This window comes from Clostridium sp. OM05-5BH (assembly GCF_003481505.1).
GTDB classification, from domain to species: domain Bacteria; phylum Bacillota; class Clostridia; order Lachnospirales; family Lachnospiraceae; genus Otoolea; species Otoolea fessa.
The window spans coordinates 359,127-371,408 of sequence record NZ_QULJ01000001.1; the positions used below are offsets into that span (position 1 = coordinate 359,127).

Genomic DNA, 12,282 nt, shown 5'->3' on the forward strand with positions numbered 1-12,282 from the left:
GTAAAACGAAATGCAGGAGTATATCATCAACGGTCTGCTGATCGTGGTGGCTCTGCTGGCCGTGATCCTTCAGATCATCGGCATGCGGCCCTCCGCCGGTATGACCAAAAAACAAAAAGTGATGTTGTGGCGGATTCTGACTGCTACGGTTCTACTGTTAATTTTGCAGGTCCTGGGCGCAGGCGCATTTGAAGTGTTTGGCTCGGCAGGCCGCTGGGTACGTCTGGCTGTGTTCCTGGTGGATTATCTGGTTATTGGCTACGACATTCTGAAAAAAGCCGGAAAAGGTATCCGTAACGGTCAGGTGTTCGATGAGCACTTTCTGATGGCGGTGGCTACGCTGGGGGCTCTGGCACTGGCTGTATATGAAAACGGCGACTATCTGGAGGCCATTGCGGTGATGCTGTTCTACCAGGTGGGCGAATGGTTCCAGTCCTACGCTGTGGGCAAGAGCCGCCGGAACATCAGTGATCTGATGGACATCCGTCCTGATTATGCCAATATCGAACGGGAGGGAAAACTGGAACAGGTAGACCCGGACGAAGTGGGTATCGGCACCATTATTGTGGTACAGCCCGGTGAGAAAGTTCCTATTGACGGTACCGTAGTGCAGGGAGAATCCACTTTGAACACTGCCGCTCTCACTGGTGAAAGTTTGCCCCGTGAGGTCAAGACTGGCGATGAGATCATCTCCGGTTGTATCAACATGACAGGTTTGCTCCATATTCAGACAACCAAGGAATTTGGCGAGTCCACTGTCTCCAAGATTCTGGATCTGGTGGAGAACGCCTCCTCCCGGAAGTCCAAGTCGGAGGACTTCATTTCCCGCTTTGCCAAGATCTACACTCCTGCGGTGTGCTATGCCGCGCTGGCGCTGGCTGTATTGCCGCCGCTGGTACGGATGTTTGCCATGGGGCTGGATGCAGGCTGGGAGACCTGGATCTATCGTGCGCTGACCTTCCTCGTTGCCAGTTGCCCCTGCGCTTTGGTCATTTCCATTCCTTTGTCCTTCTTTGCAGGAATTGGCGGAGCCAGTAAGGCGGGCGTTCTGGTGAAGGGGTCCAACTATCTGGAGACCCTGTCACAGGCTAAGATCGTGGTCTTTGACAAGACCGGTACTCTGACCCAGGGCGTGTTCGAGGTCAACGCCATCCACCACAACGAGATGGACGAACGCAAGCTGGTGGAGTACGCGGCCCTGGCAGAGAGCGCTTCCAGTCATCCCATCAGCAAGAGCTTACAGAAAGCCTATGGCATGGAAATTGACCGCAGCCGTGTAACCAATATTCAGGAGCTCAGCGGCAACGGTGTCATCGCCACAGTGGATGATCATCAGGTCGCGGCTGGAAACGACAAGCTCATGAATCGTCTGGGGGTCCAGGCTATTCCGTGCCACAGCGTAGGCACCATTATTCACATGGCGATTGACGGGAAATATGCCGGGCACATTGTTATTTCCGATATCGTGAAGCCTCACTCCAAGGAAGCCATTCAGACATTAAAGTCGGCTGGGGTTCGCAAGACTGTGATGCTTACTGGTGACGCCAAGAAGGTGGCTGATAGTGTAGCCTCCGCACTGGGGCTGGATGAGGTTTACAGTGAACTGCTTCCTGCCGACAAGGTGGAGAAAGTGGAGCAGTTGATTCAGAACAAGCCGGAGAAAGAAAAACTGGCTTTTGTGGGAGATGGCATCAACGATGCCCCGGTGCTTCGCCGGGCAGACATCGGAATTGCTATGGGCGCTATGGGTTCTGACGCTGCCATTGAAGCTGCGGATGTAGTACTGATGGATGACGATCCAATGCAAATTTCCAAAGCAATCAAAATCTCACGCAAGTGCCTTGGCATCGTCTATCAGAACATCGTGGTGGCCATCGGCGTAAAACTGGTCTGCCTCGTGCTGGTCGCTCTGGGCTTCGCCAATATGTGGCTGGCCGTGTTTGCGGATGTGGGCGTGATGATTATAGCCGTCCTCAACGCTATCCGGGCACTGTTTGTGAAAAATCTTTAAAGTTCAGAAATAAACAAAAACAAAAGGGGGGACCCTTCCCGCATGAAGGCTTTATTTTAAATTGGTCCCTCAGAAGCATGTGTCAGTGAAGTTGCAGACAAACTGAATAGGTCAGAGTCCGCTGTTTCTCACCATATCCGTATTTTACGCATGAAAGGTTTGGTTCGCTGGCGCAGGAGTGGAAAGGCTATTTACTATGTTCTAAAACGCTTATTTTCACTACGCATTATCCGGAACTGCTGGATGAATATGACCGAAATGACGGAATTTGTATTGTAAGAAATCGTAATGGCATTACAGCATAAAATTTGAGCTATGCGGTGAATTTGCGGCAGTAGAGACCTTGGCAAGGATATGTAAAACGTATAAAGAAAAATACCCACTGATTCAGATTGAACTTCATACCGCAACAGCAGATACGGTTTATGAGATGATGAAAAAAGGACTTGTAGATAGAATTCAATATAAGCATTAGACATAATAAAATAATGGGTATAAAATAGATGTATAAGAGAAATTCAAATCTTATACATCTATTTTTATACAAGAAATTTGCAAAGAAAGGGGCTTTTTATTATGAGTAAAAAATTAGTGGCATTTTTCAGTGCAAGCGGAACAACAAAAAAAGTAGCAGAGATGATTGCAGAGGAAGCAAAAGCTGATTTATTTGAGATTGAGCCAAAAGTTCCATATACAAAGGCTGATCTTGACTGGATGGATAAAAAATCTCGGAGCAGTGTGGAAATGAGTGATAAGAAATACAGACCGGAGATTATGAAGAAAGAGATAGATATGAGCTCTTATGATGAAATCCTTCTGGGATTCCCTATCTGGTGGTATGTAGCTCCAACAATTATCAATACATTTTTGGAAGCCTATGATTTCAGCGGTAAAAAGATCGTTCTTTTTGCAACATCCGGTGGAAGTGGATTCGGTAATACTGTAAAAGAATTGCAGCCATCCGCACCAGAGGCTGTTATCACAGAAGGCAGTCTGTTAAACCGCGGAACAAAACAGAAAGTCAGTGAGTGGGTAAATTCTTTATAAACAGCAGTGTTATGGAAGTATACAGAATATAGAAAAAATGGTACAGACAGCAGGAAGAAATGTGCTTGGCGAATTTGCGCCGGAGTTTGCACATTTTAACGAAAGGGCATAATTTTTTCATTTGTTCTTGACAAGTAACCATTCGGTAACTATAATGTAGTTACCGAATGGTTACTTTGATAAAGGAGATAATTATGGCAGAGGGTACAAAGGAACGGATTTTGAGAACAGCACTGGAACTGTTTGCGCAGAACGGCTATCTGGGGACATCTATGAATGATATTGCAGGGCAGTTGGGAATTACGAAAGCTGCTTTATATAAGCACTATGCCAGCAAACAGGAAATCTTAGATAAGATCGTGGAGCGAATGAACAAGATGGACTATGAGCGCGCTGAGGCGTATGAAATGCCGGAAACGGAACCAGACGGCTTTGCGGAAGCATATCTGCATACACCAATTCAAAAAATTCGCACATACAGCCTTGCCCAGTTTGACCATTGGACAAAGGAGCCGTTTTCCTCCAATTTCCGTAAAATGCTGACGCTGGAGCAATACCGTGATTCCAAGCTTGCACAGCTTCACCACGACTATCTGGCGGGCGGTCCTCTGGAGTATATGGCGGCCATCTTCCGCAAATTGGCAGATTCTGATGAGGAGGCTATGCAGCTGGCGTTGGAATTCTATGGGCCAATGTATCTTCTATACAGTGTCTACGACGGTGCGGAGGAAAAAGAATCGGTTTCTTCCTTATTGGCGACACACATTGATCGCTTTATTGCCAAGGTTGAGGCTGGTTACAGATCAGAAGCTGCCGGGACAGCTGTTTTAAGCAGGAGGAATAACGGATGAACTATATTCGGATCACTAAAGACAATATTGACAAGGAACATATCTGCTGCGCCATGTCCGGTAAGCAGAGTGTTGTAAAAAAGGAATGGCTGCGGCAGCGCTTTGATGATGGACTTGTTTTCTATCGCAGTGAGGAACGCGGTAAATGCTTTATTGAATACATTCCGGCTGAAAACGCCTGGGTGCCGATTGCGGCAGATGGTTATCTTTACATTAACTGTCTATGGGTATCCGGCTCCATGAAGGGACACGGATACTCAAATGATCTGCTGGAGGCGTGTATCTGTGATGCCAGGGTGCAGGGAAAGAAAGGTATTTGCATTTTGTGCGCGGAGGGCCGAAAGCGGGAATTCCTCGCTGACCCGAAATTCCTTACTTATAAGGGTTTCCGTGTGGCAGACATATCCGACTGCGGGATCAATCTTATGTATCTTTCCATTGAATCGGGGGCACAACCGCCGTATTTCAAGGAATGTGCGAAACATCCGGTGATTGAAGAAGCAGGTTTTGTTCTTTATTACACCGATCAATGCCCATATACCTATTATTGGGTACCAAAGGTGCAGGAGGCGGCGAAGGAACATGGTATCCCGTTTAAGGTTATCCATATCACTGACAAAGAATCAGCACAGAATGTACCTGCACCGGTCACGACCTATGCATTGTTTCGGGACGGTCAGTTTCTGACACAGAGTATCCAGTCAGATAAAAAATTCCTGGCGCTGGCAGGTTTACAAAATTGATTTTACTCCGCTATTTTTGAGTCGCAACATAATGTTATCAAATGAAATGGAGAAAAAACGAATGAAAAATATATTGATTATTTCAAGCTTGCCAATGTGACGTGTCTTTGACCTGCGCACAATAAAGCTATCGTGCGATTCACAAGGAGTGAGTATAAAGCCCTGCAAAAGTGCTTTCGGATTTAAAAAAGGGATTCCGATACTGACAGAAAGGAAAAACATGGAGAAAAAATTGCAAAATCCAACCTCTAACAAAAATGAAACACCCGCACCGCAGGGAGGCAAATGGTCGGACGAGACGATCATTCGCTATATCATCCGTGCTTTTTTGCTGCTTATTGTATTCGCATGGGCGCTGGTAAACCTTGACGCTGTTTTGTGTTTTCTCGGCAAGGTGCTTGCACTGTTCACTCCGTTTCTGATCGGCGGCGCGATTGCTTTTTTGATCAACGTAGTTCTTCGGCCAATGGAATGCTGCTGGAACAAGGTGTGCCGCAAAGCTCCTGCAAAGCTGACCCGCCCCGTGTGCCTGACAGCAAGCACCGTGCTTATCCTTGGAATTCTATTTGCTGTGGTATTTATGATGCTCCCCAGCTTGCGGGAATCCGGCGATGAGTTTATCCAAAACATTCCGATCTATGTGGAGGAAATCGGGCGGTGGTGGGCTGACGTTGTCCAGTTTGCTGCAAAATATAACATTGTCCTGCCCGAATATGTCATAGACTCTGACCTGTTGATTGAGAAGGTCACCGCCTTGATCAGTGACGAGAAAAGCGGGATTCTCACCGTGACATGGGGCGCGGCAACCTCTGTCCTGTCGGTTTTTGTAGATGTTCTCTTGGGGCTTGTTTTTGCACTTTATTTGCTTGCGAAGAAGGAGGTCGTCGCGGCACATTTGAAAAAACTCATTGAGACAGTCCTTCCGCAAAAGACGGCGCAGCGGCTTCTTAGTATTGCCGCGCTGACCAATCAGACCTTCACAAATTTTGTCAGCGGCCAGCTTACCGAAGCGGTTATCATCGGTGTTCTGTGCTTCTTTGGAATGCTGATTCTTGGGATTCCGTATGCCGGTGCTGTCTCCGCGTTTGTGGCCGTCACTGCGCTGATGCCGATTTTTGGCGCATGGATTGGCGGCGGCTTTGGTGCGTTTTTGATTCTGCTGGCAGAACCTGGAAAGGCTCTGTGGTTCATTCTCTTTCTGATCGTTTTGCAGCAGGTGGAGGGCAATCTGATTTATCCCAAGGTGGTCGGCAAGTCCGTCGGACTTCCTGGACTGCTTGTGCTGATGGCTGTTACGATTGGCGGCGAAGCATTCGGCATCTTAGGGATGCTGTTCAGCGTTCCCGTCTGCGCCGTGCTGTTCAGCCTTTATCTGGAGTTCATGAAGAAAGCAAGCACCCTTTAAGTTGTGGTCTATTCAACAAAGACCACGGCAATTATCGATCATATTATTTACGATGAGATGGATGACCATTACGGCGCAGAGCTGGAATATCCCTGGAATGACTGGAAAGCTGTGCTGAGGCGCAACGACAATAATAAATGGTATGGTGTGGTTCTGAAAGTATCTGCTGATAAGTTGGGGGAGTCGGAAGCAGCCGGCATTGATCTAGGGCTGCCGTTCGAGGAAAAACGAAGGGTTTTCGAGGGAGGCAAGTCAAATGGAAGACGTTCGACTTGAATTATTCATTAGTTCTTGATAAGTAACCATTCGGTAATCATAGCGTAGTTATCGAATGGTTACTTTAATGAAGAAAATAATTATGGCAGAAGGCACAAAGAAACGGATTTTGAGAACAGCACTGGAACTGTTTGCGCATACGTGCCCAGTAAAGGATAGAGTTGTATCTTAACCTGAGTATAGTTATAATACAATTATGACAGCTGCTTTCCCAGGATTATCAATGACGAAAATGATGTATGACGATGATAGGCAGCAGGGAATTTCCTGGGTATAAAAAAGCTTGCGAAGCTAATGAGAAGGGATGACATCATGGGACATTTTTATTTTGTAAGACACGGACAGACTGTGTGGAATGTGGAGAATAAAATCTGCGGAGCAACAGACAGTCCGTTGACGGAGCATGGACGGCAGCAGGCGGCTGAAACCGGGAAAAATATTGTAGAAAGCGGAATCAAGGCAGATGAAATTCTCTATTCACCCCTTAGCCGTGCAGCAGATACAGCAAAAATTATTTCTGAAATGAGCGGGATTCCCTGTAGGGAAGAACCAAGACTCATAGAGCAGAACTTTGGAAAATGGGAGTCTACGCCGAGAGACGGCAAAGAGTTTAAGATGGCGAAAGCGTCATTTGCCTGCCGATATGAAGGGGGAGAATCCATGCTGCAGCTTGCACAGCGTATCTATAATCTGCTGGATGAGATAAAACAGGAGTCTGACCATAAGACATACATTCTGGTGGCACACAATGGAATTTCAAGGATGATTCAGTCTTATTTTACGGATATGACTAATGAAGAATTTGCATCCTTTGGCGTAAAAAACTGCCAGGTGGTGCGGTATGACTTCTAATATGTATGACCTTTCCGGTCAGGCTGCGCTCTCGACCAAGGGATATCGTTTGGAATTATGGAGAATGGAGTTTTCCAGATTTAACAACACTTTGCAAGAATTCTCCCATCCTCTCTAGGTGGTGAGATGAATTGCCTTTTGGGAAAATCATGCAATATCTGGCATATTAAAACTGCGCATATCTGTGCACATGAATGAAAACAAATATAGAAGAACAAATGTTCTGAAAAGCATAGACAAACAAGTGTTCCTGTGTTATGATATAATCAGTCGAAAGTAAAAAGAAAGGCTGATTTTATGAGAAAATTGGACAGTAATGCACATTCAGTGTTTCTACTCTATTATCATTTGATTCTGGTTATAAAATATCGAAAAAAGATACTGACGAATCCTGTTTCTGAGCGTGCCCGGGAGATTTTTGAATATATCGCTCCGAAGTATCATGTTACATTAGAGGAATGGAATCATGATCGGGATCATGTTCATATTATGTTCCGGGCCCATCCGAAATCGGAACTCAGCAAATTTATCAATGCGTATAAAAGCGCAAGCAGCCGATTGATTAAAAAAGAGTATCCGGAGATTCGGCAGAAGCTTTGGAAAGAAATGTTCTGGAGCCAGAGTTTTTGCCTGTTAAGTGCTGGTGGTGCACCCATTGAGGTTATCCGCCAGTACATAGAAACACAGGGAGAAAATAAGAGTGAACATCGTGTACCGTTTTCGGATTTACCCGAATAAATCTCAAAAAGAACTATTTGCAAGGACATTTGGTTGTGTGCGTTTCGTGTATAACCGGATGCTGGCAGAGAAGATAGAATATTATGAGAAAACCGGAAAAGTATTAAAGGTTACGCCTGCAAAGTATAAGGCAGAGTTTCCGTGGCTGAAGGAGGTAGACAGTCTGGCATTGTGTAATGCACAGCTGCATCTGCAGACAGCCTATAAGAACTTCTTTCGGGATTCTTCGGTTGGTTTTCCGAAGTTCAAGTCAAAAAAGAATCCGGTAAGAAGTTATACGACAAACTGCGTAAATGGAAATATTACTTTGCAGAATGGTAAACTGAAACTTCCGAAAGCAGGTTGGATCCGCATAAAACAGCATCGGAGTATCGATGATAGTTATACTTTGAAGGGCGCCACCGTCAGCCAGGAAGCAGATGACAAATATTATGTATCATTACTGTATGCGGCAGAAAAACCGGAACATAAAATCAGGCCAGTAAAAACCGCAATCGGGCTTGATTTTTCCATGAATGAATTGTATGTAGATTCCACTGGAACTCATGCAGATTATCCTCATTTTTTCCGAAAATACCAGGAAAAACTTGCAAGGGAGCAGCGCAGGTTGAGTCATTGCAAAAAGGGGAGTAGCCGTTACATGAAACAGAAAAAGAAAATAGCCAGACTCCATGCTCATATTGCACGTCAGCGGAAAGATTATCTGCACAAGGAATCCAGAAAGATAACCAATTTTTATGATCTTGTGTGCATAGAATCTTTGAACATGAAAGAAATGAGCCAGGATTCAAGGTTTGGAAAGAGTGTTCATGATAATGGATGGGGAATGTTTACTGATTTTCTTTCCTACAAATTAGAACGTGCCGGTAAGAAACTGGTTCGTATCGATAAGTGGTATCCCAGTTCAAAAATCTGCAGCTGCTGCGGAAAACTCAAAAAAGAGCTGAAACTGGAAGATCGTATGTATAGCTGCACTTGCGGAAATCAGATGAACCGTGATGAGAATGCAGCTATCAATATTTGCAGGGAAGGCTTGAGAATATTGGGAGTTGAACTTGATGCAGAAAGAAAAATCTCCTGATTTTCCCCAAAGAACATAGATTTTGGTTGGGACTGCGTAGATACGAAACAGTTCCGCTCATAATAACAGAACCGTGGGACACACGGGGATAGCTCGCCTATGCTTTGCCCAATAGGGCAATCGAACGAGAAGCCCCCACTTCAAGCGTTAGCTAAGTGGAGGGAGTATGTCACGGAGATATTCCAATTGCTGCCTGAGTATTTTGCTCATGAAAGTATTTTTAGGAAACCAAGAGAGAAGGAACGTATAATATGAAAACATATAAAGTTGGTCTGATTCGGGTGCTGACCACAGAGGACGAGGAATTGCTGCAGCTGCATGGAAAGCTGATAGAATCGTATTTCCCTATGTTCCAGGTGGTGTCACGATGTATTCCGGATCAACCGGAGGGAATTCATGACGATGAAACATTCGCTGTAGGTGTACCTAAGGTGGTGAATCTTGCAGTGGAACTGTGGAAGGAAGGCTGTCAGGCTATTATTATCAGCTGTGCCGGTGACCCGGGAGTTCCGGAGGCAAGACAGGCCGTACCGATTCCGGTTATAGGAGCGGGATCCAGTACTGCTGCATTGAGTCTGTTTTTTGGCAGTCATCCGGCTGTGTTGGGGATTACTGAAGATGTACCGTCAGGATATCAGCGGATATTCGGTGATCGGATCGTAGACAATGCAAAGGGAGATGGGGTAGAAAATGTCCTGGATTTGATGACAGACAGAGGATATGAGGCCACCATGAAAGCAGCGGCTGCGCAGAAAGAGATGGGTGCCGATGTGATTGCCCTTAGCTGTACAGGAATGTCCAGTATCCGTATTGCTCCTTCCATCGAAAAGACAGTAGGAATTCCGGTTCTGGATCCTGTTTTGTGTGAGGGACTGCTGACATTGTTTGAGCTATTGAGAAGAGAAAATATGGAGGATTAGGAGTTAGAATTAGGAAGCTTCGTCTATACTAAAATATAGGCGGAGCTTTTTTGTGTATAATGATTGTATCTTAAATGGAAGATCGATTATAATATAAATAGACAGAAAAACTGGCGGTTTATATAAATATTATGCTGGATACACATACATTCCCAGCAGCTGCTGAACACAGTAAAAGGCAATGGAGGCACCGGATAACCATAGCTGCAACTGTGGCGCAGAAAGTGAATGAGTGAAATTATGAAACGAATTAACAATGTTATGCCAATTATTTCTGGACCCTGTTTTGGTTTTGCCGGAATTTTTGTACACGAATTACGGATCGTACTTGCTAAGCTTGTGCTTTCGGGTAAAAAGCAGGAAGTTGTGGAGGAATAGGATCATGTCAAAAGATGAGTATTTGATTACCGATGCGCCGCTGAAAGCGTTGACGGTTTTTGCAATGCCGATGATTCTCGGCAGTTTTTTTCAGCAGGTATACAATATGGCGGACTCCATTATCGTCGGCCAGTTTGTGGGTTCCTCCGCACTGGCGGCGGTTGGCGCCTGTGCAGCGCTGACGAATGTTTTCATTTGTGTGGCACTGGGGGCCGGTGCTGGTGCAGGTGTGCTTGTGAGCCGCTATTTCGGTGCCAAAGAGTATGGAAAAATGAAAACGATTGTGTCTACATCACTGATCAGCTTTTTGCTGCTGAGCATCATCCTTGGTGTCTTTGGCTTTTGTTTTTCCCATGCGATGATGAGCAGATTACAGACTCCTGCCGATATTCTGGAGGAAGCAGTGCTGTACCTGCGGGTCTATTTTGTGGGCTTTCCGTTTTTGTTCATGTACAATATTCTCTCTACCATGTTCACTTCCATCGGTGAATCAAAAATTCCGTTGGGACTGCTGATCTTTTCATCAATCCTGAATATTGTAATGGATCTTTGGATGGTAGCCGGTCTGGGACTTGGCGTGTTCGGTGCGGCGCTTGCAACTTTGATCGCACAGGGCATTTCGGCTGTGTTTTCACTTTTGATTTTCCTTTACCGGATGCGGCGGTATAAGAGTATCTTTGCTTGGTTTGAGGGACAGGAGCTGCGCTCGATGCTTCGGATTGCTGTTCCGTCGGTTCTTCAGCAGTCTACCGTATCCATCGGTATGATGATCGTACAGGCGGTGGTAAATCCTTTTGGCACACAGGCACTCGCCGGATACGCGGCAACGATGCGTGTGGAGAATGTTTTTTCCCTGATTTTTGTGTCCATCGGCAATGCGGTTTCCCCGTTTGTTTCCCAGAATCTTGGCGCAAACAAAACCCAGCGCATCAAAAAAGGCTACCACGCAGCATTGGTGCTGGATGTGTGTTTTGCGGCGCTTGCTTTCCTTGTCATTGAAACGTTGCACACGCAGATTTCATCACTGTTCCTTGGAAAAGACGGAACCGCCCTGGCTTATCAGGTGTCGGGGGATTATATGAGATGGCTTGGTTACTTCTTTATTTTCATGGGAATTAAAATGGCGACCGATGGAGTCCTTCGCGGACTCGGAATCATGCGGCCATTCCTCGTTGCCAACATGGTAAATCTTGCGATCCGCCTGTCCGTGGCGTTGATCGGTGCACCGCGTTTTGGTATTAATTTTGTTTGGCTTGCCGTGCCGGCAGGATGGCTTGCCAACTTTCTGGTTTCCTATGCGGCACTGAGAAAATCCTGGCCGACTGAGAAAGTGGAGCCGTCTCAATAAATTTGGATGTACGGAAACGAAATACATACGTTTGTCTTGTTTGATTTATGAATATCGATTTTGTTAAAAATATGTATTTGCTTTAGAGGAAAAAACGAATATAATAACATAAACTGGCAGAAGGAGAAATTTGTGATGAAGAGACAGAAAGGTTTTACACTGGTTGAACTCTTGATAGTGGTTGTTATTATTGGAATACTGGTATCAATTTCAATCCCGATTTTTACGGCACAGATGCACAAGGCAGAGGTGGCGGCAGACTGGGCGAATCTCAGGGCATATTATGCGGAAATACAAGCAGATTATATGTCTACCCAGCAACAGAATCCGAAAGTTAAAACGGATTGGCATACAAATCCCAACTATGACTGGCATTCGGTGACTTTTTTAGATGGGCATAAGGCTGAGATAAAGGCTGGAACCTGTGCAGTTAGTTTTACTACGGATAAAGGATATTCAATTGCATATAATTGTAATAAAGGTCATGCAAAATGTGACTTAGGTTTAGGAGAGAAGTATACGAGTCAATGATATAGCTTGAGAATACATAAGGAATTTCCGGTTCTAATGCTGGACATCCACCCCAAAGTCAAGTATAATGAACTAGAACAGTTGTACGATTATAATAAACG

General features: G+C 45.4%; 13 protein-coding genes and 1 pseudogene. All 14 read left to right on the forward strand.

What is annotated here, in order from left to right:
* The first annotated feature begins 10 nt into the window (after nucleotides 1-10).
* Nucleotides 11-2,011, forward strand: coding sequence for a heavy metal translocating P-type ATPase (locus DXB70_RS01800; RefSeq protein ID WP_117796834.1), 2,001 nt, complete (start codon nucleotides 11-13; stop codon nucleotides 2,009-2,011).
* 316 nt (nucleotides 2,012-2,327) lie between these two features.
* Nucleotides 2,328-2,465, forward strand: a pseudogene (locus tag DXB70_RS14280) (LysR family transcriptional regulator); the annotation flags it as partial.
* Between the two features lie 122 nt (nucleotides 2,466-2,587).
* Nucleotides 2,588-3,058: a flavodoxin gene (locus DXB70_RS01815; protein ID WP_107000731.1), complete on the forward strand. Its 471-nt coding sequence runs from the start codon at nucleotides 2,588-2,590 to the stop codon at nucleotides 3,056-3,058.
* Nucleotides 3,059-3,252: 194 nt separating this feature from the next.
* The gene (locus tag DXB70_RS01825; RefSeq protein WP_107000730.1) at nucleotides 3,253-3,909 is read left to right on the forward strand and encodes a TetR/AcrR family transcriptional regulator; all 657 of its coding nucleotides are present in this window, start codon (nucleotides 3,253-3,255) and stop codon (nucleotides 3,907-3,909) included.
* Complete coding sequence (locus DXB70_RS01830; protein WP_117796836.1) at nucleotides 3,906-4,652, forward strand: YoaP domain-containing protein; 747 nt, start codon at nucleotides 3,906-3,908, stop codon at nucleotides 4,650-4,652. The genes DXB70_RS01825 and DXB70_RS01830 overlap by 4 nt, the downstream gene beginning before the upstream one ends.
* Before the next feature lie 220 nt (nucleotides 4,653-4,872).
* Nucleotides 4,873-6,057 (forward strand): AI-2E family transporter, encoded by a 1,185-nt coding sequence (locus DXB70_RS01835; RefSeq protein ID WP_118672543.1) that lies wholly within the window; start codon nucleotides 4,873-4,875, stop codon nucleotides 6,055-6,057.
* A 3-nt stretch (nucleotides 6,058-6,060) separates the two neighbouring features.
* Nucleotides 6,061-6,333 carry a hypothetical protein gene (locus tag DXB70_RS14290; RefSeq protein WP_243099880.1) on the forward strand — a complete coding sequence of 91 codons (273 nt, stop codon included), beginning with the start codon at nucleotides 6,061-6,063 and terminating at the stop codon, nucleotides 6,331-6,333.
* A gap of 312 nt (nucleotides 6,334-6,645) precedes the next feature.
* A complete protein-coding gene (locus tag DXB70_RS01845) occupies nucleotides 6,646-7,185 on the forward strand; it encodes a histidine phosphatase family protein (protein WP_118469243.1) in 540 nt (179 codons plus the stop codon).
* Between the two features lie 297 nt (nucleotides 7,186-7,482).
* On the forward strand, nucleotides 7,483-7,923 hold the full coding sequence (tnpA, locus tag DXB70_RS01850; protein ID WP_118569938.1) for an IS200/IS605 family transposase: 441 nt from the start codon (nucleotides 7,483-7,485) through the stop codon (nucleotides 7,921-7,923).
* Nucleotides 7,895-9,004: an RNA-guided endonuclease TnpB family protein gene (locus DXB70_RS01855; protein WP_347559576.1), complete on the forward strand. Its 1,110-nt coding sequence runs from the start codon at nucleotides 7,895-7,897 to the stop codon at nucleotides 9,002-9,004. The genes tnpA and DXB70_RS01855 overlap by 29 nt, the downstream gene beginning before the upstream one ends.
* A 251-nt stretch (nucleotides 9,005-9,255) precedes the next feature.
* The gene (locus DXB70_RS01860; RefSeq protein WP_117796841.1) at nucleotides 9,256-9,924 is read left to right on the forward strand and encodes an aspartate/glutamate racemase family protein; all 669 of its coding nucleotides are present in this window, start codon (nucleotides 9,256-9,258) and stop codon (nucleotides 9,922-9,924) included.
* A 240-nt stretch (nucleotides 9,925-10,164) separates the two neighbouring features.
* Complete coding sequence (locus DXB70_RS14080; protein ID WP_181357196.1) at nucleotides 10,165-10,302, forward strand: hypothetical protein; 138 nt, start codon at nucleotides 10,165-10,167, stop codon at nucleotides 10,300-10,302.
* Between the two features lie 4 nt (nucleotides 10,303-10,306).
* Nucleotides 10,307-11,650: an MATE family efflux transporter gene (locus DXB70_RS01865; protein WP_118672544.1), complete on the forward strand. Its 1,344-nt coding sequence runs from the start codon at nucleotides 10,307-10,309 to the stop codon at nucleotides 11,648-11,650.
* A 135-nt stretch (nucleotides 11,651-11,785) separates the two neighbouring features.
* Complete coding sequence (locus DXB70_RS01870; RefSeq protein WP_118481832.1) at nucleotides 11,786-12,181, forward strand: prepilin-type N-terminal cleavage/methylation domain-containing protein; 396 nt, start codon at nucleotides 11,786-11,788, stop codon at nucleotides 12,179-12,181.
* Nucleotides 12,182-12,282 lie beyond the last annotated feature (101 nt).